This is a genomic window from Streptomyces sp. NPDC104313 (assembly GCF_055583985.1).
Genome location: NZ_JBVJMW010000001.1, coordinates 770326 through 796428, shown reverse-complemented (window position 1 = coordinate 796428; position 26103 = coordinate 770326). Strand labels below are relative to the sequence as shown.

The window sequence follows — 26103 nt, the reverse complement described above, 5'->3', positions numbered from 1 at the left end:
CCCTCAGGGTGCTCAGCGGCGTGCGGAGTCCTTCCGGAACGCCCACCTCATGTCCGGCTCGGTGGCCCACTTCAGGGCGCGTCCCACCGGCGGGGTGCACATGAGTGTCACGGCCACCGCCGCGGTGAGCGAGACGACGACCAGCCCGACCGGGCCACAGAGCCAGGTGTAGCGGTCGAACAGGCCCGCGTACGCGGCCCCCTTGACCAGGAAGCCGTGGAGCAGATAGCCGCAGATCGTTCCGGCGCCGAGCGCCGTGAACCACCGGGCCCCGCTGGGCACCCAGGCCAGGAAGCCGACGGTCAGCGCCAGGGCACAGCCGAACATCGCCGACGTCATCACCGCGCCGGACCACCACGGCGCGTCCATCTCCTGCGCGCTGTTGGCGCGGTAGAGCCAGCCGAGCTCCATGCGCGGGGCCATCCAGTACGCGAAGAGCAGGGCGCCGGCGAACAGCGGCAGGGCCAGCAGCCGCACCTCGCGCCGCCTGACCAGCCGGAAGTGCTCGGGCTTCATCAGCAGGCCGAGCACGAAGAACGGCAGGAACTGCAGCACCCGCTGGAGGTCGAGGTCGTCGCCGATCTCGGGGGAGATGGAGGCGAGCACGGCGATGGCGAGCGCCACCGGCAGCGGATGGCGCAGCGTGCGCCAGATCGGCGTGGTCACCCGCCAGATGAACAGGGCGACCAGGAACCAGGTCAGGAAGAACGGGTCGATCAGGCTGATCGACGTGTCGGGCGAATCGTCCGCGTACCGCTTGAAGAGCGAATAGGCCGTCTCGAACAGTACGTACGGTACCGCGACCGAGGTGATCAGCCGCTTCACCTTGGACGGTGTCATGTCGAACGAGCGGGAGAAATAGCCGGAGATGAGGATGAAGGCCGGCATATGGAACGTGTACACGATCATGTAGAGCGCCCGGGTGGCGCGGCTGCCGTCCATCACGGGTTCCCAGGCGTGTGCCACCGCGACGAGAACAATGGCCAGATACTTCACATTGTCGAAGTAGGGGTCGCGTTCCTTCGCCGCCGAGGGGGCCGGAGCGGCGGCGCTCCGAGCGTCGGGCCCCGGGGCGGGGCGGACCGCGGTGGCGGTGAGCGTCTGCTCGTGTCTGGGCTCCGACTCCCGGGTCGCCGGGGGGAGCGGGGCCCTCTGAAATACGCTCGGAGCTTGGAACATCTAAGGCACCTTAGACCGGTCGATTGCCTCGCGTAAAACTGCGAGGAGATATCGCGTGTTCCCCTCTCATCGAATGTGAAACCGTCGAACACCGCCCGCTATGACAGCTTTGATCCCGCTCAAATAGGGCATAGCGGAAGGATGTTGGCCGAAGTGAATTACGTCGCATCCGCGCAGTCAATTAGCTGTGAATGAAATGTGGGGATGCGGAAACGATCGCCGTAGTGGATATTCGGCCGCGGGGATTTCACAGTCGGCGCACAGGAAATGTGAGGCCCCCGTGGCTCCCGTCCGGTTCCCGGGCGCGGTGCGGGGCGGGCGTCGCCCCGGGTCCGCCGCCGCGACGGCGCCGGACCGTGAAGGATGGCGGGATCCCGTCAGTCCGTTCCGTCACCCGGCAGCAACCACGGGGGAGTTGGTGGCACGATGGGGGCGACGGGGCGCGCGGTGGTGCACGCTTCCGGGCCGGCAAGGCGGACCGACCGAGGGTGTGATCAGGCGTGGCTATTTCACTGTCTATGGTGCTGCTGTTCGCGGTCATCCTGGTGGTGCTGATCCGTGGGGGCTCCATCAAGCCCGGGCCCGCGCTCGTCGCCGTGCTCTTCGGCTTCTTCCTGGCATCGACCGGCATGGCGCCGTCGATCAACAGGTTCATGAACTCGATAGCCGACACCATCAACCAGATCAGCTTCTGAGGTCCGGATCGGCTTCTGAAAGCACCGCTACGCACGAGGGCCGGGCCGGAGGATCACCCTCCGGCCCGGCCCTCGACTGCGTGGAGCGGGCGACGGGAATCGAACCCGCGTAGCTAGTTTGGAAGACTAGGGCTCTACCATTGAGCTACGCCCGCAAGCTGCGCACCGCAGGTCTGTGGACCGCGGCACGAACAGCATCGTAGCGGGTCGACGGCGGTGTCCGCACACCTGTTGGGCCGACCATCGGACCGGACCTGGTGGAGCCGTTCGGTAAAGCGGCGGATCCCCGGCTCCCGTGCATGTACCCTACGTGTCGCACCGACGGGGTGTGGCGCAGCTTGGTAGCGCGTCCGCTTTGGGAGCGGAAGGTCGTCGGTTCGAATCCGGCCACCCCGACCACCAGCAAGATCGCATTGTGGGAGTCATCCCCCTTGCCGTTACTATGCAAAATGCGTGCCCGTGTGTCTGATGTACCGGGCTCGGTCCGCGAAGCCGCCAATCGGCGGCCCAGCAGAACCCCAAGAAGTCAGCCACCAAGGAGACCGAACCGTGAAGAGCGCCGTGGAGACCCTGAACCCGACCCGGGTTCGGCTCAGCATTGAGGTGCCCTTCGAGGAGCTCAAGGACAGCCTCGACGCGGCGTACAAGAAGATCAACCAGCAGGTCACGGTGAAGGGCTTCCGCAAGGGCAAGATTCCTGCCCGGGTCATCGACCAGCGGTTCGGCCGCGGTGCGGTGCTGGAGGAGGCCGTCAACGACGCCCTCCCGAAGTTCTACACCGAGGCGGTCAACGAGGGTGAGCTGAACGTCCTCGGCCAGCCCGAGGTCGACATCACCGAGCTGAAGGACGGCGAGCTGCTGGCCTTCACCGCCGAGGTTGACGTACGCCCCGAGATCGAGATCCCGGACTACTCCGGCATCGAGGTCACCGTCGACGCCCTTGAGGTCACCGACGAAGAGGTCGAGAAGGCCGTGGAGCAGCTCCGTGAGCGCTTCGCCGCCACCAACCCGGTCGAGCGCGCCGCCGCCGACGGCGACGTCGTCACGATCGACCTGGAGGCCAAGGTCGACGGCGAGGTCCTGGAGGACGGCGTGGCCGCCGGTGTCTCGTACACCATCGGTTCCGGCGAGCTTCTCGACGGCATCGACGAGGCCGTGACCGGCCTGGAGGCCGATGGCGAGGCCACCTTCACCTCCGAGCTGAAGGGCGGCTCCGCCGAGGGCAAGGCCGCGGAGGTCACCGTCAAGGTCACCGCCGTCGCGGCCCGTGAGCTCCCCGAGCTGGACGACGACTTCGCCCAGATGGCCAGCGAGTTCGACACGCTGGAGGAGCTGAAGGCCGACAGCCGCAAGCGCCTGGAGACCACCAAGCAGTACGACCAGGCCACCCAGGCCCAGGAGCGTGTCCTGGAGGAGCTGCTGAAGCTCGCCGAGGTCCCGATCCCGGAGAAGCTGCTCGCGGACGAGGTCCAGACCCGCAAGCACAACCTGGAGCACCACCAGCTCGGTCAGATGGGTCTTGACCTCGAGAAGTACCTCGAGATCCAGGGCAAGACCCTGGAGGAGTTCGAGAACGAGACCTCCGAGCAGGCGATCAAGGGCATCAAGACCCAGTTCATCCTTGACGAGCTCGTCAACAAGGAGAAGCTGAACGTCAACCAGGAGGAGCTCACCGAGCACCTCATGCGGCGCGCGCAGTCCTCCGGCATGAGCCCCGACCAGTTCGCCCAGGCCGTCGTCGAGGGTGGCCAGGTGCCGATGCTCGTCGGCGAGGTCGCCCGCGGCAAGGCGCTCGCCGTCGTCGTCGAGGCCGCCAAGGTCGTCGACACCAACGGTGAGGTCGTCGACCTCGAAGACGAGGAAGAGGCCGCCGAGGCCACCGCCGAGACCACGGAGGCGGCTGTCGAGGCCGCCGCCGAGGACAAGGCGCAGGACAAGGCCGAGGAGAAGAACGAGGCCTGAGCCTCGCTCCGATCCCCAGGACGGCCTCCGTGCCGACCCTGCACGACGGGCCCCGGACGCTCCACGCGTCCGGGGCCCGTCGCCGTATCGCGCCGTATCACTGTGCGAGCCCCGGAACCCTTGTGCCCACTGCGGACCTTGCGCTCCCAGCGAACAGTTGGGGAAGCGGGATGGCGTTGTCCCACCTGCGCGTTAGGGTCCATGAAGAGGAAGGGTGGGGCAGTGACTTCACCCGCCCGGTACGAAGACGCTGAGACGGCCGGAGCCGTCAGAGACGAGCAGGTGGATACGTGACGAATCTGATGCCCTACGCCGCCGGAGAGCCGTCCCTCGGTGGAGGCCTCGGTGACCAGGTCTACAGCCGACTGCTCGGCGAGCGCATCATCTTCCTCGGTCAGCAGGTCGACGATGACATCGCCAACAAGATCACCGCACAGCTTCTCCTCCTTGCCGCGGAGCCCGACAAGGACATCTACCTCTACATCAACAGCCCCGGTGGTTCGGTGACGGCCGGCATGGCGGTCTACGACACCATGCAGTACATCCCGAACGACGTCATCACCATCGGCATGGGCATGGCCGCCTCCATGGGCCAGTTCCTGCTCACCGGCGGCACCGCGGGCAAGCGCTTCGCGCTCCCGAACACCGACATCCTGATGCACCAGGGTTCGGCCGGCATCGGCGGCACGGCCTCGGACATCAAGATCCAGGCCCAGTACCTGCTCCGCACCAAGACGCGGATGGCGGAGATCACCGCCCGGCACTCCGGCCAGACCGTCGAGACGATCATCCGCGACGGCGACCGCGACCGCTGGTACACGGCGGAGGAGGCCAAGGACTACGGCCTCATCGACGAGATCATCACGGTCGCGTCGGGCATCCCGGGCGGCGGCGGCACCGGTGCCTGATCCGGTTCCCACCGGACCGGCCGCACCACCTCCCGCACGCCTCTCGCACGCCGAGACCTCCAGTCCACAGAACGCCACCAGGATGGTGAACACCCACATGAACAACTTCTCCGGCGCCTCCGCGAGCGGCCTCTACACCGGCCCGCAGGTGGACAACCGCTACGTCGTCCCGCGCTTCGTGGAGCGCACCTCGCAGGGCGTGCGTGAGTACGACCCGTACGCGAAGCTCTTCGAGGAGCGCGTGATCTTCCTGGGCGTCCAGATCGACGACGCCTCGGCCAACGACGTCATGGCGCAGCTGCTGTGCCTGGAGTCGATGGACCCCGACCGCGACATCTCGATCTACATCAACAGCCCCGGCGGCTCGTTCACCGCGCTCACCGCGATCTACGACACGATGCAGTTCGTGAAGCCGGACATCCAGACGGTCTGCATGGGCCAGGCGGCCTCCGCCGCCGCGGTCCTGCTCGCCGCGGGCACCCCGGGCAAGCGCATGGCGCTCCCGCACGCCCGGGTGCTCATCCACCAGCCGTCCTCGCAGACGGGCCGCGAGCAGCTCTCCGACCTGGAGATCGCGGCCAACGAGATCCTCCGGATGCGCGCGCAGCTGGAGCAGATGCTGGCCCGGCACTCGACGACCCCGCTGGAGAAGATCAGCGAGGACATCGAGCGCGACAAGATCCTCACGGCCGAGGACGCCCTGGCGTACGGTCTGGTCGACCAGATCGTTTCCACCCGCAAGACCACCGCGGGCGCATCGCTCTGACGTCGGTCTTTCCCCTTGGCACATTCCGTATCCACGGCCACGGCCGTGTGAACCGTGCCAAGGGGGGCCCGAACGGGGGCCCAGGCAAGGTACCGTCGGACAGAGGCACCAGGAGTCGCTGAACCAGGCGTCTCCCAGGCGAAGGGGAAGCACCTCGTGGCACGCATCGGTGATGGCGGCGACCTGCTCAAGTGCTCGTTCTGCGGAAAGAGCCAGAAGCAGGTGAAGAAGCTCATCGCGGGACCCGGTGTGTACATCTGCGACGAGTGCATCGATCTCTGCAACGAGATCATCGAGGAGGAGCTCGCGGAGACGAGCGAGGTGCGCTGGGAAGAGCTTCCCAAGCCTCGTGAGATCTACGAGTTCCTGGAGGGGTACGTCGTCGGGCAGGAGCCCGCGAAGAAGGCCCTCTCGGTCGCGGTGTACAACCACTACAAGCGGGTCCAGGCCGGGGAGAACGGCGGCGGCGCCCATCGCGAGGACGCGATCGAGCTCGCCAAGTCGAACATCCTCCTGCTGGGCCCCACGGGTTCTGGTAAGACACTCCTCGCGCAGACGCTGGCCCGTATGCTCAACGTCCCGTTCGCCATCGCGGACGCGACGGCGCTGACGGAGGCCGGCTATGTCGGCGAGGACGTCGAGAACATCCTGCTCAAGCTGATCCAGGCGGCCGACTACGACGTCAAGAAGGCCGAGACCGGGATCATCTACATCGACGAGATCGACAAGGTCGCCCGTAAGAGCGAGAACCCGTCGATCACCCGCGATGTCTCCGGCGAGGGCGTTCAGCAGGCCCTGCTGAAGATCCTGGAGGGCACGACCGCCTCCGTACCGCCGCAGGGCGGACGCAAGCACCCGCACCAGGAGTTCATCCAGATCGACACGACGAACGTGCTGTTCATCGTGGGCGGCGCGTTCTCCGGCCTGGAGAAGATCATCGAGTCCCGGGCCGGCGCCAAGGGCATCGGCTTCGGCGCCACGATCCGCTCCAAGCTGGAGATCCAGGCGAGCGACCAGTTCCAGGAGGTCATGCCGGAGGACCTGGTGAAGTTCGGGATGATCCCCGAGTTCATCGGCCGTCTCCCCGTGCTGACCTCGGTCCACAACCTGGACCGCGAGGCCCTGCTCCAGATCCTCATCGAGCCGCGCAACGCCTTGGTCAAGCAGTACCAGCGCCTCTTCGAACTCGACGGCGTGGAGCTGGACTTCGAGCGCGAGGCGCTGGAGGCCATCGCCGACCAGGCGATCCTGCGCCAGACCGGTGCACGCGGTCTGCGCGCGATCATGGAGGAAGTCCTCCAGTCCGTGATGTACGAGGTCCCGTCCCGCAAGGACGTCGCCCGCGTCGTCATCACTCCCGACGTCGTCCGCAACAACGTCAACCCGACGCTGGTCCCGCGCGAGCCGCGCACGATCGGCAAGAACGACGGCGGCCGGCACGAGAAGTCCGCCTAGCCGCAGGCGGCTTGCGCAACGCCGAAGGGGCGCCCACCGGTTCATCCGGTGGGCGCCCCTTCGGCCTTGCGCGATCAGGCCGGATCAGACCTTGGCGCGGGAGGTGTTGTAGAGCTTGGCGGCGAGGGCGGCCACATCTTCCTGCGGCACGCCCTTCCCCGTCAGCGCCGAGCCGACGTCGAGGCTGGCGACGATACCGACCGTGCTGTAGTCGGCCCAGATGCAGACCGGCATGGTGAATTCCTTCGGCCCGTTCGCGGCGGTGCCGTCGGCCTTGTCGTTGATCACCTTGAGGTCCTGGCACTTCATCAGCGCGCCGTCGAAGCCGTCCGGCTTGATCTCCTTGGGACTGCCCACCAGGGAGACGTCGCTGCTGTTGGTGTCCTTCGTCATGTTCTTCCCGGCCTTGTCGAAGGCGCTGTCGAGCGTCTTCGACGGGTCCGGGATCTCACCCCAGACGCCCTCGAAGATGAGCATCTTCTGCAGGAGCGGGTTGTCCTTGCTGCCGCTCTGGTACTGGGCCCCGGCCTTGTTGGCGTCCTTGACCCCCATGGCCTCGGCCTCGGCCTTGTCCTCGCCGGTGACCGGGCCGGACGCCGCGGGCTTGGACGGGTTCTTCTTGAAGTCCTCCACCGCCGCCGGGGGCGTCAGCTTGTACCCCTTCGTGGAGTCCGCCACGTCGCTGTTGCCGCCGGAGGTCAGGAAGTACACCCCGCCCGCGACGACCGCCAGCGCCACCACGGCGGCACCGATGATCAGCCCGGTCCTCTTCTTCGGCTGAGGAGGCTGGGCCCCGTACGGAGGCTGCCCGCCGTACGGAGGTGAGGGCGGCTGCTGACCGTAGGGGCCGGGCTGCTGGGCCTGCGGGTAGCCGTAGCCCTGCGGCGGCTGCTGGGGCTGCGCGTACGGGTTCGGCTGCTGCGGGGGGACGCCCTGCGGGGCCTGCTGCGGGTAGCCGTAGCCGGGCTGGCCCTGCGGGGGGCCCTGGGGCGGCGGGGCTCCGTACGGGCCCGGCTGCTGCCCGTACGGTCCGGGCTGGCCCTGCGGCGGCTGCCCACCGTACGGGCCCGGCTGGTTGTAGCTCATCGAGGTGTCCCCTCCAGATTCCCTTATGCGTTGCGAACATCCTGACGGAAGCCGTCCTGACATGGGTGATCGGGCCGGACACCGTTACTGAACCAATCCGTTTCAGTGCAGACCTGTGACGGCCCTAAACTGTCTCCCGTGACCGAGAACTCATCGCAGCAGCCAGCCAGCAACCCCGAACTGCCGACCACGTACGCGCCGGCCGACGTAGAGGGGAAGCTGTACGAGCGCTGGGTGGAGCGGGGTTACTTCGAAGCCGACGAACACAGCGACAAGCCGCCGTACAGCATCGTCATCCCGCCGCCGAACGTCACCGGATCACTCCACCTGGGCCACGCCTTCGAGCACACCCTGATCGACGCCCTCGTCCGCCGGAAGCGCATGCAGGGCTTCGAGGCGCTCTACCAGCCGGGCATGGACCACGCGGGCATCGCCACCCAGAACGTCGTCGAGCGCGAGCTCGGCAAGGAGGGCAAGTCCCGCCACGACCTGGGCCGCGAGGCCTTCGTCGAGCGCGTCTGGCAGTGGAAGGACGAGTCCGGCGGCCAGATCTCCGGCCAGATGCGCCGCCTCGGCGAGGGCGTCGCCTGGTCCCGTGAGCGCTTCACCATGGACGAGGGCCTGTCCAAGGCCGTCCAGACCGTCTTCAAGCAGATGTACGACGACGGGCTCATCTACCGCGCCGAGCGCATCATCAACTGGTGCCCCCGCTGTCTCACCGCGATCTCCGACATCGAGGTCGAGTACCAGGAGGACGACGGCGAGCTCGTCTCCATGACGTACGGGGACGGGGACGAGACCATCGTCGTCGCCACCACCCGTGCCGAGACGATGCTCGGAGACACCGCCGTCGCCGTCCACCCCGACGACGAGCGCTACAAGCACCTGGTCGGCAGGCAGATCAAACTGCCGCTCACCGACCGCACGATCCCCGTCGTCGCCGACCACCACGTCGATCCCGAGTTCGGCACCGGTGCGGTCAAGGTGACGCCCGCCCACGACCCGAACGACTTCGAGATCGGCAAGCGCCACGACCTGCCGTTCCTCACGGTCCTGGACGAGCGCGCGATCATCACCGTCCCCGGCCCCTTCCAGGGCCTGGACCGGCTGGAGGCCCGCTCCGCCATCGTCGCCGCCCTGCGCGCCGAGGGCCGGATCGTCGCCGAGAAGCGGCCCTACGTCCACTCCGTCGGGCACTGCTCGCGCTGCAAGACCACCATCGAACCGCGCCTCTCCCTCCAGTGGTGGGTCAAGGTCGCCCCGCTCGCCAAGGCCGCCGGCGACGCGGTCCGCGACGGCAGCGTCAAGATCCACCCGCAGGAGATGGAGAAGCGCTACTTCGACTGGGTCGACAACCTCCACGACTGGACGATCTCGCGCCAGCTCTGGTGGGGGCACCGCATCCCCGTCTGGTACGGCCCGAACGGCGAGGTCGTCTGCGTCGGACCCGACGAGGCGGCGCCCACCGGCGAGGGCTGGACCCAGGACAGCGATGTCCTGGACACCTGGTTCTCCTCGGGCCTGTGGCCCTTCTCCACGCTCGGCTGGCCCGAACGGACCGACAGCCTCGCGAAGTTCTACCCGAACTCCGTCCTGGTCACCGGCTACGACATCCTCTTCTTCTGGGTCGCCCGGATGATGATGTTCGGCCTGTACGTCAACGACGGCGTCCCGCCGTTCTCCACGATCGTCCTGCACGGCATGGTCCGCGACGAGCACGGCAAGAAGATGTCGAAGTCCTTCGGCAACGTGGTCAACCCGCTGGACTGGATGGACAAGTACGGCTCCGACGCCCTGCGCTTCACCCTCGCGCGCGGCGCCAACCCCGGCACCGACGTGCCCATCGGCGAGGAGTGGGTCCAGGGCTCGGCGAAGTTCTCCAACAAGATCTGGAACGCCACCCGCTTCGCCCTGATGAACGGCGCCACGATCGAGGGCGAGCTGCCCCCGGTCGAGGAGATGTCGGTCACCGACCGCTGGATCCTGTCCCGTCTGAACAAGACGGTCGCGGAGGTCGACGCGTTCTACGACGACTTCCAGTTCGCCAGGATCAGTGAGTCGCTGCGCCACTTCGCGTGGGACGAGGTCTTCGACTGGTATGTCGAGCTGTCCAAGACCACGTTCTTCGCGGGCGGCCGCCCGGCCGTGGTCTCGGGCCGGGTCCTCGGCGAGGTCCTGGACGTGATGCTGCGGCTGCTGCACCCGATCGTCCCGTTCGTCACGGAGACGCTGTGGACCGCGCTCACCGGGCGCGAGTCGATCGTCATCGCCGAGTGGCCGGGCGACTCCGGCTTCCGCGACGACGCGGCCGAGCAGGAGATCGAGCTGGTCCAGCAGGTCGTCACCGAGGTCCGCCGCTTCCGCAACGACCAGGGTCTCCAGCCCGGCCAGAAGGTCCCGGCCGAGCTGACCCTGACCGGCACGGCGCTCGCCCCGCACGAGGCGGCCATCCGCCAGCTGCTGCGGCTCCAGCCCGCCGGGGACGACTTCCAGGCCACCGCGTCGCTCCCGGTCGCCGGGGCCACCGTCGCCCTGGACCTGTCCGGCACCATCGACGTGCCGGCCGAACGCAAGCGCCTCACCAAGGACCTGGAGGCCGCGCTGAAGGAGAAGGCCCAGGCGGAGGCCAAGCTCGGCAACGAAGCCTTCCTGGCCAAGGCGCCGGACAACGTGGTCGACAAGATCCGTGGCCGGCTCTCCAAGGCCGAGGCCGACACCGAGCGGATCTCCGCCCAGCTGGCGGCCCTCCCGCAGAGCTGATGAGCTGACGGCGAAGCCCCCGCACCCCCGACCGACCGGGGGAGCGGGGGCTTCGCCGTACCGCTGGGCGAGAGTCCCCCGGGCGCCGCGCGCGATGTCGGCGGCCATCCGTAGACTGGTCCCCGTGAGTGAGCCCCGCCCTTCAGACCGGCACGATGCGCCCGATCCCGACGACACCTTCGAGGAGATCGTCGACGAGGCGACCCAGCGCGACCCCGACCTGGCGGTGATCGAGGCCGGGAGCCGCACCCTGCGCGCCCACTCGGGCCGGCCCCAGGGCGAAGCGGTCCCGGCCCGCCCGGCCGACCCCGAGACCGACAAGGCGCTGCGCGCGGTGGAGCAGGAGCTCGCCGGACGCTGGGGCGAGACCAAGCTGGAGCCGTCCGTCACGCGCATCGCCGCGCTGATGGACGTCCTCGGCGAGCCGCAGCGCGCCTACCCCTCCATCCACATCACCGGTACCAACGGCAAGACCAGCACGGCCCGCATGATCGAGGCCCTGCTGAACGCCTTCGAGCTGCGCACCGGCCGCTACACCTCCCCGCACGTCCAGTCGATCACCGAGCGGATCAGTCTGGACGGCGTCCCGATCGAGCCCGAGCGGTTCATCGAGACGTACGAGGACGTCAAGCCGTACGTCGAGATGGTCGACGCCCAGCAGCCCTACCGGCTCTCCTTCTTCGAGGTCCTCACCGGCATGGCGTACGCGGCCTTCGCCGACGCGCCCGTCGACGTGGCGGTCGTCGAGGTCGGCATGGGCGGCACCTGGGACGCCACCAACGTCATCGACTCCACGGTCGCCGTCGTCACCCCCATCTCGCTGGACCACACCGACCGGCTCGGCACCACGCCCGCCGAGATCGCCGGGGAGAAGTCCGGGGTCATCAAGCAGGGCGCCACGGTCATCCTGGCGCAGCAGCCGGTGGACGCCGCGCAGGTGATGCTCAAGAAGGCCGTCGAGGTCGATGCCACCGTGGCCCGTGAGGGCATGGAGTTCGGCGTCACCTCGCGCGAGATCGCCGTCGGCGGACAGCAGCTCACCCTTCGGGGCCTGGGTGGTGAGTACGAAGGGATCTTCCTCCCGCTGTACGGGGCCCACCAGGCGCACAACGCGGCCGTCGCGCTCGCCGCCGTCGAGGCGTTCTTCGGCATCGGCGCCGAGCAGGCCCGCTCCCTCGACATCGACGCGATCCGCAAGGCGTTCGCCTCGGTTCTCTCGCCCGGCCGTCTGGAGGTCGTGCGCTCCAGCCCGACCGTCGTGCTGGACGCCGCGCACAATCCGGCGGGCGCCAAGGCGGCGGCGGACGGTATCTCCGAGGCGTTCAGCTTCTCCCGGCTGATCGGCGTGGTCGGCACGAGCGGCGACAAGGACGCCCGCGGGCTCCTGGAGGCCTTCGAGCCGATCTTCGCCGAGATCGTCATCACGCAGAATTCCACCGCCCGCGCGATGGACGCGGACGAGCTGGCCGCGATCGCCGTCGAGGTCTTCGGCGACGACCGGGTCCAGGTAGAGCCGCGTCTCGACGACGCGCTGGAGGCGGCGATCACGCTGGCCGAGGAGGACGAGGAGTACGCGGGCGCCGGGGTGCTGGTGACCGGATCCGTGATCACGGTCGGCGAAGCCCGGCTGCTGCTGGGAAGGGGCTGAGAAGAAGGATGCGGACGCTCTGCGCCTCGACGCTGATCGGCGAGTTCTTCGTGATCGGCTTCGCCGGTCTCGTCGCGATGAAGCTGGACGACGCCTCCATGGCCGTGGTCTGGACGGTGTGCGGCATCGGCATGGTCCTCTCCGTGCTGCTGTGCGGAATGATCACCCGGCCCGGCGGCGTCCAGTTGGGCTGGGCGCTCCAGGTCGCGCTGGTCCTGAGCGGGTTCGTGGTGCCGACGATGTTCGTCCTGGGCCTGGCCTTCGGCGGTCTGTGGTGGGCCTCGATCCACTACGGGCGCAAGATCGACGAGGCCAAGGCCGACTGGGCCGCCCGGCAGGAAGCCGAAGAGGCCGCGGCCTGAGGCCCTGAGCCGGGCCTCCCGTCCGGATCCCGGCCGTCCGCCTGTCCGGATCGTGCCTGGCCCGCCCGACACGACCGGCTCGCCCTTTGGGCCCCGGAAATCCGGGGCCCAAAGGTGACCCTGGGTGAACCCGGGCGCAGACCCGCCCCCGAACCCCTGTAATCTCGCCCTCACCGCACCCGTATGCCTGGCCTTGCAAGGAGCCGTACATGACTCAGCGCACTCTCGTCCTGCTCAAGCCCGACGCGGTCCGCCGTGGCCTGATCGGCGAGATCGTCGGCCGCATCGAGCGCAAGGCGAACTGGCGGATCACCGCGCTGGAGCTGCGCACCCTGGACGAGGAGACTCTGGAGCAGCACTACGGCGAGCACAAGGGCCGCCCGTTCTACGAGCCGCTCATGGAGTTCATGAAGTCCGGCCCCGTCGTCGCCCTGGTGGCCGAAGGTGAGCGGGTCATCGAGGGCGTCCGCGCCCTGGCCGGCCCCACCGACCCGATCGCCGCCGCGCCCGGGTCCATCCGTGGTGACTTCGGCACGATCACCCGCGAGAACCTCATCCACGCCTCGGACTCCGAGGAGTCCGCAGAGCGAGAACTGAAGCTTTTCTTTCCGGGACTTTCCTGACCCGATCGGCCAAACAGCGCTGTACGCGAGGGGCGACCGAAGTAATTCGGTCGCCCCTCGGCATAGGGTTTGGGATCGCGGGAACGCATCCCTTCGACGCGACGTCACCATGGGTAGAACGGGCACCCGTTCCGCTCACCATGGCGAAGGACCCTCGCGTTGTGTCCGTGCATACGGCACTACGATGGAAGCTTCCACGCCCGCAGCGCCAACCTCGCCTACCAGAACAAGCCATCTTCGCTACCTGGGAAGGCCCGACGCATCCTCATGGGGAACAAGGGGAACTCAATGTCGTTCATCGGCCGTGACATGGCTATCGACCTCGGGACTGCCAACACGCTGGTGTACGTCAGGGGGCGCGGCATCGTTCTGAACGAGCCGTCCGTCGTGGCCATCAACACCAACACCGGCGGAATTCTGGCGGTCGGCTCCGAGGCCAAGAAGATGATCGGGCGCACGCCGGGCAACATCGTTGCCGTGCGGCCCCTGAAGGACGGCGTGATCGCCGACTTCGAGATCACCGAGCGGATGCTCCGCTACTTCATCCTCAAGATCCACAAGCGTCGCTACCTGGCCCGCCCCCGGGTCGTCGTCTGTGTGCCCTCCGGTATCACCGGGGTCGAGCGCCGCGCCGTCATCGAGGCGTCCACGCAGGCCGGCGCGCGCCAGGTGCACATCATCGAAGAGCCGATGGCCGCGGCCATCGGCTCCGGCCTGCCGGTCCACGAGGCCACCGGGAACATGGTCGTCGACATCGGCGGCGGCACCACCGAGGTCGCCGTGATCTCGCTCGGCGGCATCGTCACCGCCCAGTCGATCCGCACCGCCGGTGACGAGCTGGACAACGCGATCATCCAGCACATCAAGAAGGAGTACTCGCTCCTCCTCGGTGAGCGGACCGCCGAACAGATCAAGATCACCATCGGTTCGGCGTTCGACCTGGAGAAGGACGAGCACACCGAGATCCGCGGCCGCGACCTGGTCTCCGGGCTGCCCAAGACGGTCGTCATCTCGGCCGCCGAGGTCCGCAAGGCCATCGAGGAACCGGTCAACGCGATCGTCGACGCCGTGAAGACGACACTCGACAAGTGCCCGCCCGAGCTGTCCGGCGACATCATGGACCGAGGCATCGTCCTCACCGGCGGCGGCGCGCTGCTGCGCGGTCTTGACGAGCGGCTGCGCCACGAGACGGGCATGCCGATCCACATCGCCGAGGACCCGCTGGACTCGGTGGCGCTCGGCTCCGGCAAGTGCGTCGAGGAGTTCGAGGCGCTCCAGCAGGTGCTGGACGCCCAGCCCCGACGCTAGAGCACGTCCGGGGTGTCCCTCCGGGGACATCACCCGATCCGGCGAGCGGACGCTGACGCTCCGCCCGCCGGATCGTTGATATAGATCGTTGTTGTACCTGTACCGGCGCGGAGACACATCGGCCCGGACACACGTACAGCGACGTACAAAAAGGCACGAACATTCCGACGAGGAAGGCACGGCCGCCGCACGTGAGGGACACACGAGAGAGCCGGCTGCTCCTGGTGCTGCTGATCGCCATCGCATTCGCCCTGATCACGGTGGATATCCGAGGCGGCGAGGAGTCACCGGTGGACGGCGCGCGGCAGGCCGCGGCCACCGTCTTCGGGCCGGTAGAGAACGGCGTGGCGGCAGCGGTCGACCCGGTGGGCAACGCCATAGGCGCGGTACGGGACTCCGGCAACCGGCACGACCGGATCTCCGCCCTGGAGCAGGAGAACGCCGCGCTGAAGGCCAAGCTCGGCAGCGACGACCGCACCAACAGCCGGGTCCGCCAGCTCGACGCCATGCTGAAGAACGCGGGCGCCGGACAGTACGGCATCAAGGGCGCCGAGGTCATCGCCATAGGCGCGGCCCAGGGCTTCTCCTGGACGGTCACCATCGACGCCGGGGCGGGCGACGGCATCCGCCGCGACATGACCGTCCTCAATGGGGAGGGGCTGGTCGGCCGGGTCACCACCGTCGGCCCCGACACCGCGACGGTCCTGCTCGCCAACGACCCGGACTTCACCGTCGGCACCCGGATGGAGAAGACCGACGAGCTCGGCTTCGCCACCGGCCAGGGCTCGCGCCCGCTGTCGGTGCAGTTCCTCAACGGCAAGGCCAAGGTGAAGGCCGGCGACCGGCTGGTCACCTTCGGCTCCAGCAAGGACAAGCCCTTCGTGCCCGGCGTGCCGGTCGGCGAGGTCGTCCGCGTCGACCCCTCCGGCGGCGCGCTGACCCGGACCGTCTACGTGAAGCCCTACGTCGGGTTCACCAAGCTCGACATCGTCGGCGTCGTCGTCCAGGCTCCCCGCGAGGACCCGCGGGACACGGTCCTGCCCAAGCAGCCCGTCAAGACGAAGCCGAAGCCGACCCCCACGGTCACCGTCACGGTCCAGCCCAACGGGGACCTGGTGGACGGCTCCGGCAAGGTCGTCGGCAACATCAACGAGCAGCCGGGCGGCGACGCCGCCGGTGACGCGGCAGGCGACCAGCAGGGCAACACCCAACCCGACAACGCGGCCAACGACCAGGAGTAGAGCTGATCCCCATGCGCATCAACCGGACTCTGCTCTCGATCGTCCTGGTCGTCGTCGCCCTCGTCGTCCAGGTCTCCGTCCTCGCCCGCCTCCAGCTCCCCGGGGCCGTCCCCGACCTGCTGCTCCTCACCGTCCTCGGACTTGCCTTCGTGTACGGGCCGGTCAGCGGCTCCCTCATCGGCTTCGGCGCGGGCCTCCTCGCGGACCTCGCCCCGCCCGCCGACCACGCCGTCGGGCGCTACGCCCTGGTGCTCTGCGTCATCGGCTACCTCGCGGGCCTGGCCCGGCCGGAGAACGGGCAGCTGAAGTCGGCCTTCGCCCCGATGGCCGTGGTCGTCGCCGCCGCGATCGGCTCGACCCTGCTGTACGCGGGCGTCGGCGCACTCGTCGGCGACACCGCCGCCCGCCATGTGGGCCTGGGCAGCCTGCTGTTCACGGCCGCGATCTACGACCTGCTGCTGGCGCCCTTCACGGTGCCGCTCATCATGGCGCTGGCCAGACGCACCGAGAACGACCCGTTCGCCGAGGCCTCCTCCGGCGGCAACGACGTCGCCGCGGGCTGGCTCGCCTCGGGCACCGGCCTGCGGATCGGCAATCAGCGCGGTGGGCTGCGCGTCAAGGCCGCCCGCAACCGCGCCGCCCGCGCGGGCAGGATCAAGGGGGTCAAGCGACTGTGAAGCCGTACGCGACCGAGGAGGCCGGGGGCGCTCCGTGAGGCTCTACTTCCCGGGGGACGACCCCCGTACCCCCAGCAGGACCACCACAGGGGGCACCGCGTGAGCAACATTCCCGAGACCGGGCGGACCCAGCGGGTCCAGATCCGGCTCATCGTCATCCAGGTCCTCGTCTTCTCGCTGCTGCTCACCCTCGGCGGCCGCCTGTGGTACCTCCAGATCCGCAACGGCGACGAGTACACCGCCGAAGCCGCGGGCAACGGTGTGCAGCAGGTCGTCAAGCCCGCCGTGCGCGGCTCGATCCTCGACGCCCGCGGCGTGCCGCTCGCCGACAACGAGACCCGCCTCGTCGTCTCCGCGAGCCGCACCGAGCTCCTGAAGATGAAGGACGACGGCATCGGCGTCCTCACCCGGCTCGCCGACGTCCTGGACATGAAGGCCCAGGACGTCCGGGACAAGGTCCGCCTCTGCGACGCCAAGACCCCCCAGCCCTGCTGGAACGGATCGCCCTACCAGCCGATCCCGGTCACCGACGAGGCCACCACCCAGCAGGCCCTCCAGATCCGCGAGCGCGCCGAGGACTTCCCCGGCATCACCGCCGAACCCACCCCCGTACGCCGCTACGCCGCACCCGGCAAGGCGAAGACCGCACAGGTCCTCGGCTACCTCTCGCCCGTCACCGACGACGAGATCCAGAAGGCGCAGGACGGCCCGTCGCCCTACCTCCGCTCCGACCAGGTCGGCCGCTCCGGACTGGAGCGCACCTACGACAAGGAGCTGCGCGGCAAGGCAGGCGTCACCCGCTACGAGGTCGACAACCTCGGCCGCGTCATGGGCGAGGCGGAGAACGACCCGGCGGTGTCCGGCTCCACCCTCGTCACCAGCCTCGACGCCCGCGTCCAGGCGGTGGCCGAGTACGAGCTGGCCCAGGCGATGAAGACCGTCCGCCAGGAGACCGACAAGATCACCGGCCGTAAGTACGAGGCCGACTCCGGCGCCGTCGTCGTCATGGAGTCCAAGACCGGCCGTGTCGTGTCGATGGCCTCCCAGCCCGACTACGACCCCAACGACTGGGTCGGCGGCATCTCCGGCAAGCAGTACGCCAAGCTCACCAGCAAGAAGTCCAACTACCCGCTGCTCAACCGGGGCATCCAGGGCCAGGCACCCGCCGGCTCGATCTTCAAGGTGGTGTCGGCGAGCGCCGCCGTGCGTGGCGGCCACGCCTTCGACGACCTCTACGAGTGCAGCAGCTCCTACAGCCTCGGCAACCAGACCTTCGCGAACTTCGAGTCCCAGGGCCACGGCCCCATCACCCTCGGCGACGCGCTCAAGTACTCCTGCAACACCGTCTTCTACCGTCTCGGCCACGAGGAGTGGGCGCGTGACGGCGGCATAAAGCCGAAGAAGGACGCCAAGAACTGGTTCTACCGCACCGCCCGTGACTTCGGTCTCGGCGCCGAGACCGGCGTCGACCTGCCCAACGAGGTCAAGGGCCGCATCCCGGACCGAAAGTGGAAGCAGGACTTCTGGAAGGCCAACAAGAACGCCTGGTGCAAGGAGGGCAAGAAGGGCGGCACCTACGTCCAGCAGATCGCTTACGAGAGCTGCCTCGAAGGCAACCAGCTCAAGGCCTACGACAGCATCAACTACGCGATCGGCCAGGGTGACGTGCTCGTCACCCCGATCCAGATGGCTACCGCCTACGCCGCGATCAGCAACGGCGGCACCCTCCACGAGCCCACCGTCGGCAAGGCCGTGATCAGCCCCGACGGCAAGAGCGTCCAGGAGATCGAGCCCAAGGCCGCCGGCAAGCTGCCGGTCAACGCCCAGACCATCAAGGACCTCGACAAGGGGCTGCGCTCGGTGGTCGAGCCCGGCGGCACCGCCGCCTGGCGGTTCGGCGGCTGGCCGCAGGACAAGATCCCGATGCGCGCCAAGACCGGTACCGCCCAGGTGTACGGCAAGCAGACCACCGGCTGGTTCGCGACCTACACCGACGACTACACGATCGTCATGACGATCTCCCAGGGCGGCACCGGCTCCGGCTCCGCCGGGCCCGCCGTCCGCAAGATCTATGACGCGCTCTACGGCCTCGACGCCGAGGGCAACCAGGACAAGAAGAGGGCCTTGCTCCCGAAGCCCCAGAAGGCGCTGCCGAAGGTCCAGCCCGACGGTTCGATCTACGCGCCGAAGGTCAAGCCCTACGACCCCACTCCGGTCACGCCGCAAGAGCAGCCGGGCGGACAGGAACCCCAACTGCCCCTGCAACCCGCGGGCCAGCCAGGACTCACCGGATCGCCCGCGTCGAACGGGAGGCAGCCCTGATGGCAGGTGGATTCTCCGTCTCCCGATACGCCCCCGAACAGGGCTCCTGGGCCAAGCTGACCGCCCGCGACTCCCTCGTACGGCGGCTGGACTGGCCGCTGCTCGGGGCCGCGCTCGCGCTCTCGTTCCTCGGCGCGCTGCTCGTATGGTCCGCGACCCGCAACCGCGACCACCTCACCCAGGGCGACCCGTACTTCTTCCTCCTGAGGCACGCCCTCAACACCGGCATCGGCCTCGCCCTGATGATCGGCACGATCTGGCTCGGCCACCGCACGCTGCGCGGGGCCGTCCCGGTCCTCTACGGCATCTCGGTGCTGCTGGTCCTGGCGGTCCTCACCCCGCTCGGCACCACGGTCAACGGCGCCCACGCGTGGATCAAACTCCCCGCGGGCTTCTCGATCCAGCCCTCCGAGTTCACCAAGATCACCATCATTCTCGTGATGGCGATGCTGCTGGCGGCCCGCGTCGACGCGGGCGACCAGGCCCACCCCGACCACCGGACCGTCGCCAAGGCTCTGGGCCTCGCGGCCATCCCCATGGGCATCGTCATGCTCATGCCGGACCTCGGCTCGGTGATGGTCATGGCCGTCATCGTCCTCGGCATCCTGCTGGCCTCCGGCGCCTCCAACCGCTGGGTCTTCGGCCTCCTCGGCGCGGGCGCGGCCGGAGCCGTCTCCGTCTGGCAGCTCGGCCTGCTCGACGACTACCAGATCGCCCGCTTCGCCGCCTTCGCCAACCCCGCGCTCGACCCGGCGGGCGTCGGCTACAACACCAACCAGGCCCGCATCGCGATCGGCTCCGGCGGACTCACCGGCACCGGGCTCTTCGAAGGCACCCAGACCACCGGTCAGTTCGTGCCCGAGCAGCAGACCGACTTCGTCTTCACCGTCGCCGGCGAGGAACTGGGCTTCCTCGGCGCGGGTCTGATCATCGTGCTCCTCGGCGTCGTCCTGTGGCGCGCCTGCCGGATCGCCCGCGAGACCACCGAGCTGTACGGCACGGTCGTCGCCGCCGGGATCATCGCCTGGTTCGCCTTCCAGTCCTTCGAGAACATCGGCATGACGCTCGGCATCATGCCGGTCGCCGGGCTGCCCCTGCCCTTCGTCTCCTACGGAGGGTCCTCGATGTTCGCCGTCTGGGTGGCCATCGGACTGCTCCAGTCGATCCGGGTGCAACGGCCGATGTCCGCCTGAACCCGGCCGGTCGCGGGTAGGTGTCCGTACATGGCGGACACCAAGCGCGAGATCGAGCGGAAGTACGAAGCCACCGACGACACCCGGCTGCCCGACCTGACCCGGGCGGCCGGGGTCGACCGGACGGCCCACCGCGGCCTGACCGAGCTCGACGCCGTCTACTACGACACCGCCGATCTCCGTCTCGCGGCCGACGCCCTCACCCTGCGCCGCAGGACCGGCGGGGCCGACGAGGGCTGGCACCTGAAGTTCCCCGTCGCCACCGGCATCCGTGACGAGATCCACGAGCCGCTCGCCGACACCCTGCCGCCCCCGCTGGCCGCCCTCCTGCGCTCCCGGGTCCGCCACACGGAGATCGCCCCCGTCGTCCGGCTGCTCTCCGCCCGCGACGTCCACCACCTCACCGCCGCCGACGGCACCCTCCTCGCCGAGGTCAGCGTCGACCGGGTCCGCGCCGAGCGGCTCGCGGGGGAGGGCACCGGCACCACGGCGGCCTGGACCGAGATCGAGGTGGAGCTGGCCGACGACGGCGACCCCACGATCCTGGACGCCGTCGAGAAACGGCTGCGCAAGGCCGGGGTGCACCCCGCGAAATCCGCCTCCAAGCTCGCCCGCGCCCTGGCCGAGACGGCTCCCGCACATGAGAGGAAGAGGCCCCCGGCACCGGACGGGCCCCGGACCGCGGGCGACCACGTCCTGGCCTACGTACGCGAACAGATCCGGACGATCGTCGACCTCGACCCCGCCGTCCGCCGCGACCTCCCCGACTCCGTGCACAGGATGCGCGTCGCCACCCGCAGGCTGCGCAGCACCTTCAGGACCCACCGCAGGCTCCTCGACCGCGAGGTCACCGACCCCCTCGGCGCGGAGCTCAAGTGGCTCGCCGCCGAACTGGGCCTCGACCGCGACCAGGAGGTCCTGGACGAGCGCCTCGGCACCAGCGTCGAGTCCCTGCCCGCCGCCCTGACCCTCGGCCCGGTGCGCGGCCGCCTCCGCGCCTGGTCGGCCGCCCGCCGCACCGGATCGCGCCGCAGGATCATCGACGTACTGGACGGGCAGCGGTATCTGGACCTCCTGGACGCCCTCGACGCGCTGAGCGCCGACCCGCCGCTGCGCCCCGCCGCCGGCCGCGCGCCCGAAAAGGCCCTTCACCGGGCGGTGCTCAAGGACTACGAGCGCCTCGCCACCCGTGTCGGCCACGCGCTCGGACAGCCGCCCGGCCCGGAGCGCGACGCTGCCCTGCACGAGGCCCGCAAGGCCGCCAAACGCGCCCGGTACGCGGCCGAGGCGGCCCGGCCCGCGCTCGGCAAGCCCGCCAAGCGCCTCGCTCAACGCGTGAAGGACGTGCAGACCGTCCTCGGCGACCACCAGGACAGCGTCGTCGCCCGCGAGGCCCTGCGCACCCTCGCGATCCAGTCGCACGCGGCGGGGGAGACCGCGTTCACCTGGGGGCTTCTGTACGGGCGGGAAGAGGCCGTCGCCGAGGCCCGGGAGCGCGAACTGCCCACGGTCTGGGCCCGCGCGTCGGCCCCGGACCGCGCGCGGAACTGAGGCGCTGAGTGCCGGGGTAGGCTGGATGGTCACCCCTGCCGGCTCACGAAGGTTCGCGAGATGTCTGCCGCATCGGTCTTCCCACAGCTCGAAGCTCTGCTCCCGCATGTGCAGAAGCCCATCCAGTACGTCGGCGGTGAGCTGAACTCCACCGTCAAGGAGTGGGACAGCTGCGACGTCCGCTGGACCCTCATGTACCCCGACGCATACGAGGTCGGACTCCCCAACCAGGGCGTCATGATCCTCTACGAGGTGCTCAACGAGCGCGAAGGCGTCCTCGCCGAGCGCACGTACAGCGTCTGGCCGGACCTCGAAGAGCTGATGCGCGAGCACAACGTGCCGCAGTTCACCGTGGACAGCCACCGCCCCGTCGGCGCGTTCGACGTCTTCGGGCTGAGCTTCTCCACGGAGCTGGGCTACACCAACATGCTCACCGCCCTGGACCTCGCCGGCATCCCGCTGGAGTCCAAGGACCGTGACCTGGACCACCCGATCGTCCTCGCGGGCGGCCACGCCGCGTTCAACCCCGAGCCGATCGCGGACTTCATCGACTGCGCGGTCCTCGGCGACGGCGAGCAGGCCGTCCTGGAGATCACCGAGATCATCCGCGCCTGGAAGGCCGAGGGCCGCCCCGGCGGCCGTGACGAGGTGCTCTTCCGGCTGTCGAGGACCGGTGGCGTCTACGTTCCGCGCTTCTACGACGTCGAATACCTCCCCGACGGCCGGATCGGCCGCGTCGTGCCCAACCGGTCCGGCGTGCCGTGGCGGGTCTCCAAGCACACGGTGATGGACCTCGACGAGTGGCCCTACCCCAAGCAGCCGCTCGTCCCGCTCGCGGAGACCGTGCACGAGCGGATGTCCGTGGAGATCTTCCGCGGCTGCACCCGCGGCTGCCGCTTCTGCCAGGCCGGCATGATCACGCGCCCCGTGCGGGAGCGAAGCATCACCGGCATCGGCGAGATGGTCGAGAAGGGTCTCAAGGCGACCGGCTTCGAGGAGGTCGGCCTGCTCTCGCTCTCCTCCGCCGACCACAGCGAGATCGGCGACATCGCCAAGGGTCTCGCCGACCGCTACACCGAGGACAAGGTCGGCCTCTCGCTGCCCTCGACCCGCGTCGACGCGTTCAACGTCGACCTGGCCAACGAGCTGACCCGCAACGGCCGCCGCTCCGGCCTCACCTTCGCCCCCGAGGGCGGCTCCGAGCGCATGCGCAAGGTCATCAACAAGATGGTCTCGGAGGAGGACCTGATCCGGACGGTCGCCACGGCGTACGGCAACGGCTGGCGCCAGGTGAAGCTGTACTTCATGTGCGGCCTGCCCACCGAGACCGACGAGGACGTCCTCCAGATCGGCGACATGGCGGTCAACGTGATCGCCAAGGGCCGGGAGGTCTCCGGGCAGAACGACATCCGCGCCACGGTCTCCATCGGCGGCTTCGTGCCCAAGCCGCACACCCCCTTCCAGTGGGCCCCGCAGCTCAGCGTCGAGGACACCGACGCCCGGCTGAAGAAGCTCCGCGACAAGATCCGCGGCGACAAGAAATACGGCCGGTCCATCGGCTTCCGCTACCACGACGGCAAGCCCGGCATCGTCGAGGGACTCCTCTCGCGCGGCGACCGCCGCGTCGGCTCCGTCATCCGCTCGGTCTACGAGTCCGGCGGCCGGTTCGACGGCTGGCGCGAGCACTTCAGCTACGACCTCTGGATGAACTCCGCCGAGAAGGCGCTGCCCGAGTTCGGGGTCGACGTCGACTGGTACACCACCCGCGAGCGCACCTACGAGGAGGTCCTGCCCTGGGACCACCTCGACTCCGGTCTGGACAAGGACTGGCTCTGGGAGGACTGGCAGGACGCACTCGACGAGACCGAGGTCGAGGACTGCCGCTGGACCCCCTGCTTCGACTGCGGCGTCTGCCCACAGCTCGACCTGGACATCCAGATCGGCCCGACCGGCAAGAAGCTCCTGCCGCTCAGCGTCGTGAACAAGTAGCCCCTCGCGCGTTCCGTGTGACGACACGGTGACGTCAGGCCCGGCCGGCAACCCCGGACCGGGCCTGACGCGTCCTTGACCACATGGACCACGGCAAGCACCAGACCCCTCAGGGGTACGAGCCCGGCGAAAGCGTGTCGACCAGGCTGATCAGGATCCCGGTGCGGATCGTGGTCCTGGTGCTCGTCTTGCCCGTCCGCATGATCTGGGACGTGCTCACCGCGCTGTGGCACGCCGCCGACCGTGTCCTGCTGCGCCCGCTGGGCCGGGCCCTGGCGTGGCTCCTCGACACCCTCGTACTGACCCCGCTGACCTGGCTGTACACCTGGGTCCTCACCCCCCTGGGCAGGGCCGCCTCCTGGCTGGCCGTCGCCCTGCTGGTCCGGCCCTGGATCGGCCTGTGGCGGTACGTGGTCGTCCCCGTCGCCCGCTACGGGATCGCCGTGCCGGCGCTCTGGCTGTACGGGGCCGTCCTCACTCCGCTGGGCCACGGCCTGCGATGGATCGCCGCCGCCCTGCTGGCCCCGGCGGCGCGCGGTCTCGGAACCGGTCTGGCCTGGCTGATCACCGTGCTGCTCGTCCGGCCGATGGCGGGTCTGTGGCAGTACGTGATCGTTCCGGTGGTGCGTTACGGACTGGTCGTGCCGGTGATGTGGCTGTACGGGAACGTCCTCACCCCACTCGGCCTCGGCACGGCCTGGGTGCTGGACCAGGTGTGGCGGGGGGTCGCGGCCACCGGACGTGGTCTGGGCCTCGCGGTCGCCTGGCTGGTCATGACACTGCTCGTCGCCCCCGTCTCCTGGACGTACCGCCGGATCCTCGCCCCGATCGGCCGGGAGATCGCCGCCGCCTTCGAGGTCGCCTGGCGGATCGCCGGCTACGTCTCCCGGGCCGTCGGCCGAGCCATCGCCTGGCTCGCGTGGCACCTGATCGGCGCGCCCGTCTCCTGGGCGTACCGCACCGTGTGCGCCCCCGTCGGCCACTTTCTGCGCGACTCCGTGTGGGCCCCCGCCCGGCGCGGAGCCGCCGAGGCGGGCCGGGCCGCCCGCGCGGCCCTCGCGTCCGCCCGGGAAACCGTGCGTCAGGCGCGCCGTGACGCCTGACGGGCGCTGGTCGGCTCCACGGCCGGCGCACGGCCCCGGGAACCGCTGGGGATCCCTGCGCGTACTCTGGGTGGTACAACGACTGTCCCCAGCGCGGCGCAGGCGTCCGAGACCCCTCTGCCCGGCGAGAAACTCGTCGAGCGGGGGTGAGCCGGAGCGGCACCCGGGGGCCACCCGATTTTTTCGTGGGCGGCGCGCCACCGCGCCCGCCCCGCACCGAGGAGAAGAACCACTGGGCAAGCGACAGCCCGAAGGCCCGCCGCCCGCACCGGCAGTGCAGCGCATCCGCCTGCGCTACACCAAGCGCGGCCGCCTCCGGTTCACCAGCCACCGGGACTTCCAGCGGGCCTTCGAGCGGGCACTGCGCCGCTCCGAGGTGCCCATGGCGTACTCGGCGGGCTTCACCCCCCACCCCAAGGTCTCCTACGCCAATGCCGCACCCACCGGCACGGGCAGTGAGGCGGAGTTCCTGGAGATCGCCCTCACCGAGACGCGGGACCCCGCGATCCTGCGCGGACTGCTCGACGAGTCGATGCCGGACGGCCTCGACATCATCGACGCGGTGGAGGCCCGCACCTCGGGCCTGGCCGAACGGCTCACCGCGTCCGTCTGGGAGATGCGCCTGGACGGCGTCGATCCCGAGGACGTCCGTACGGCCGTGGCCGCCTTCAACGACGCGGAGACCGTGGAGGTCCAGCGCAAGGCGAAGAACGGCATCCGGACGTTCGACGCCCGTGCCGCCGTCGCCGACCTGCGGGTCGTCGACGCTCCGGCCGATAGGCCGGGCGAGCGGCCCTGTGCGATACTGCGCCTGGTTGTTCGGCACGTGACACCTGCCGTGCGACCCGACGACGTCCTGTCCGGTCTCCGAGCTGTGGCCGACCTGGCGCCGCCGGTCCCCGCAGCGGTGACCAGGCTGGCGCAGGGGCTCTTCGACGAGGAGTCCGGCACGGTGACCGACCCTCTCGCGCCCGACCGCGAGGCCGCCCCGACCGCACATTCCGCGGTCGCCGGGGCAGCCGTCGCGACGGCGCCGGAAGGTGCGGGTTCCGCGTAAGGCGGTCGTTGTAGCGCAGCCCTCCGACTCGGGAGCCACCTGGGTCGGGCCGCGCACTGACCCACAAGACTTTCGCCAGGCCGTACGCACACCGCGTACGGAACCGGCGAGCCAGACATCAGTTCCCGTGCGGCGCCCGCGCCCCGGACGGCGGTATCGCACCACTGCGGACCGTGCCGGACCGGAATCAGACGCGGCGCCCGGGAGCACGACGGGAG

The 26103-nt window shown here is 69.4% G+C and carries 19 protein-coding genes, 2 tRNA genes and 1 pseudogene; 19 read left to right on the top strand and 3 right to left on the bottom strand.

Going from position 1 to position 26103, the window contains the following annotated elements:
- Nucleotides 1-12: 12 nt before the first annotated feature.
- Nucleotides 13-1179, bottom strand: coding sequence for an acyltransferase family protein (locus ACZ60Q_RS03545; protein ID WP_469627695.1), 1167 nt, complete (start codon nt 1177-1179; stop codon nt 13-15).
- Nucleotides 1180-1679: 500 nt separating this feature from the next.
- On the opposite strand from ACZ60Q_RS03545, the gene ACZ60Q_RS03540 reads away from it, so the two are divergent.
- Nucleotides 1680-1874, top strand: coding sequence for a hypothetical protein (locus ACZ60Q_RS03540; RefSeq protein ID WP_026241379.1), 195 nt, complete (start codon nt 1680-1682; stop codon nt 1872-1874).
- A gap of 81 nt (nt 1875-1955) precedes the next feature.
- Here ACZ60Q_RS03540 and ACZ60Q_RS03535 read toward each other — a convergent pair.
- A tRNA-Gly gene (locus ACZ60Q_RS03535) sits at nt 1956-2029 on the bottom strand.
- Between the two features lie 167 nt (nt 2030-2196).
- On the opposite strand from ACZ60Q_RS03535, the gene ACZ60Q_RS03530 reads away from it, so the two are divergent.
- The 5 genes from ACZ60Q_RS03530 (at nt 2197) to clpX (ending at nt 6965) form a co-directional block, all read left to right on the top strand.
- Nucleotides 2197-2273 (top strand) — tRNA-Pro (locus ACZ60Q_RS03530).
- A gap of 150 nt (nt 2274-2423) precedes the next feature.
- Entirely contained in the window at nt 2424-3836 is a 1413-nt protein-coding gene (gene tig, locus ACZ60Q_RS03525) for a trigger factor (RefSeq protein ID WP_469627692.1), read from the top strand.
- Nucleotides 3837-4138: 302 nt separating this feature from the next.
- Entirely contained in the window at nt 4139-4744 is a 606-nt protein-coding gene (locus ACZ60Q_RS03520) for an ATP-dependent Clp protease proteolytic subunit (RefSeq protein WP_361868721.1), read from the top strand.
- A gap of 82 nt (nt 4745-4826) precedes the next feature.
- The gene (locus tag ACZ60Q_RS03515) at nt 4827-5510 is read left to right on the top strand and encodes an ATP-dependent Clp protease proteolytic subunit (protein ID WP_469627689.1); all 684 of its coding nucleotides are present in this window, start codon (nt 4827-4829) and stop codon (nt 5508-5510) included.
- Nucleotides 5511-5666: 156 nt separating this feature from the next.
- The gene (gene clpX / locus ACZ60Q_RS03510) at nt 5667-6965 is read left to right on the top strand and encodes an ATP-dependent Clp protease ATP-binding subunit ClpX (RefSeq protein WP_228922617.1); all 1299 of its coding nucleotides are present in this window, start codon (nt 5667-5669) and stop codon (nt 6963-6965) included.
- An 84-nt stretch (nt 6966-7049) separates the two neighbouring features.
- On the opposite strand, the gene ACZ60Q_RS03505 is transcribed toward clpX, so the two are convergent.
- The gene (locus tag ACZ60Q_RS03505; protein WP_469627685.1) at nt 7050-8051 is read right to left on the bottom strand and encodes a hypothetical protein; all 1002 of its coding nucleotides are present in this window, start codon (nt 8049-8051) and stop codon (nt 7050-7052) included.
- Between the two features lie 138 nt (nt 8052-8189).
- On the opposite strand from ACZ60Q_RS03505, the gene ACZ60Q_RS03500 reads away from it, so the two are divergent.
- From ACZ60Q_RS03500 to ACZ60Q_RS03440, 13 genes and pseudogenes are all read left to right on the top strand, one after another.
- Nucleotides 8190-10811, top strand: coding sequence for a valine--tRNA ligase (locus tag ACZ60Q_RS03500; RefSeq protein ID WP_469627682.1), 2622 nt, complete (start codon nt 8190-8192; stop codon nt 10809-10811).
- Between the two features lie 124 nt (nt 10812-10935).
- Nucleotides 10936-12459: a bifunctional tetrahydrofolate synthase/dihydrofolate synthase gene (gene folC, locus ACZ60Q_RS03495; protein WP_469627679.1), complete on the top strand. Its 1524-nt coding sequence runs from the start codon at nt 10936-10938 to the stop codon at nt 12457-12459.
- 8 nt (nt 12460-12467) lie between these two features.
- Complete coding sequence (locus ACZ60Q_RS03490) at nt 12468-12821, top strand: DUF4233 domain-containing protein (RefSeq protein ID WP_469627676.1); 354 nt, start codon at nt 12468-12470, stop codon at nt 12819-12821.
- A 209-nt stretch (nt 12822-13030) separates the two neighbouring features.
- A complete protein-coding gene (ndk, locus tag ACZ60Q_RS03485) occupies nt 13031-13444 on the top strand; it encodes a nucleoside-diphosphate kinase (RefSeq protein ID WP_469627673.1) in 414 nt (137 codons plus the stop codon).
- A 288-nt stretch (nt 13445-13732) separates the two neighbouring features.
- On the top strand, nt 13733-14752 hold the full coding sequence (locus ACZ60Q_RS03480) for a rod shape-determining protein (protein ID WP_015608503.1): 1020 nt from the start codon (nt 13733-13735) through the stop codon (nt 14750-14752).
- 191 nt (nt 14753-14943) lie between these two features.
- On the top strand, nt 14944-15993 hold the full coding sequence (mreC, locus tag ACZ60Q_RS03475; RefSeq protein WP_469627670.1) for a rod shape-determining protein MreC: 1050 nt from the start codon (nt 14944-14946) through the stop codon (nt 15991-15993).
- 11 nt (nt 15994-16004) lie between these two features.
- Complete coding sequence (mreD, locus tag ACZ60Q_RS03470) at nt 16005-16670, top strand: rod shape-determining protein MreD (protein WP_469627667.1); 666 nt, start codon at nt 16005-16007, stop codon at nt 16668-16670.
- Nucleotides 16671-16769: 99 nt separating this feature from the next.
- Nucleotides 16770-18992 (top strand): penicillin-binding protein 2, encoded by a 2223-nt coding sequence (gene mrdA, locus ACZ60Q_RS03465; RefSeq protein ID WP_469627664.1) that lies wholly within the window; start codon nt 16770-16772, stop codon nt 18990-18992.
- Entirely contained in the window at nt 18992-20185 is a 1194-nt protein-coding gene (rodA, locus tag ACZ60Q_RS03460) for a rod shape-determining protein RodA (RefSeq protein WP_469627661.1), read from the top strand. Before mrdA ends, rodA begins: the two co-directional genes overlap by 1 nt.
- Nucleotides 20186-20215: 30 nt before the next feature.
- The gene (locus ACZ60Q_RS03455) at nt 20216-21736 is read left to right on the top strand and encodes a CYTH and CHAD domain-containing protein (RefSeq protein WP_469627658.1); all 1521 of its coding nucleotides are present in this window, start codon (nt 20216-20218) and stop codon (nt 21734-21736) included.
- A gap of 60 nt (nt 21737-21796) precedes the next feature.
- Entirely contained in the window at nt 21797-23725 is a 1929-nt protein-coding gene (locus ACZ60Q_RS03450; RefSeq protein ID WP_469627655.1) for a TIGR03960 family B12-binding radical SAM protein, read from the top strand.
- 83 nt (nt 23726-23808) lie between these two features.
- Nucleotides 23809-24978 (top strand): annotated as a pseudogene (locus ACZ60Q_RS03445) (hypothetical protein).
- Nucleotides 24979-25102: 124 nt separating this feature from the next.
- Nucleotides 25103-25885 (top strand): TIGR03936 family radical SAM-associated protein, encoded by a 783-nt coding sequence (locus tag ACZ60Q_RS03440; protein ID WP_469627652.1) that lies wholly within the window; start codon nt 25103-25105, stop codon nt 25883-25885.
- Nucleotides 25886-26103 lie beyond the last annotated feature (218 nt).